Origin of the sequence: Zoogloea sp. LCSB751, assembly GCF_002028455.1 — a bacterium.
Classification (GTDB): domain Bacteria; phylum Pseudomonadota; class Gammaproteobacteria; order Burkholderiales; family Rhodocyclaceae; genus Zoogloea.
Genome location: NZ_MWUM01000289.1, coordinates 1 through 262, shown reverse-complemented (window position 1 = coordinate 262; position 262 = coordinate 1). Strand labels below are relative to the sequence as shown.

Below are 262 nucleotides of genomic sequence, written 5' to 3'. Positions count from 1 at the left end.
CCGTGGCTTTCAGTTTCGGCTCCAGATTCACATAGGCGACCTGGCCATTCTCCCCGGCGTCGCTCGCCTTGGGCAGTACCAGGCTGCAGTTTCTTGCCCCTCCTTGTACCAACTGCGGGCTCTGGGACGTTCTCGGCAGGTAGAAGGTGGTGTCATAACGCTCGCTGGCGTTGGTCTTGATGGTCACGTCTGCATTGAAGGTGAACACCTGGCCGTTGGTGCACTCCTGGTTCGGATTAACCGGCACTACTTTGGAGACCTC

General features: G+C 58.4%; 1 protein-coding gene. It reads right to left on the bottom strand.

The window, feature by feature from the left end:
* Positions 1-262: hypothetical protein (locus B4920_RS26675; RefSeq protein ID WP_216820078.1), on the bottom strand; the 262-nt coding region annotated here is incomplete at both ends.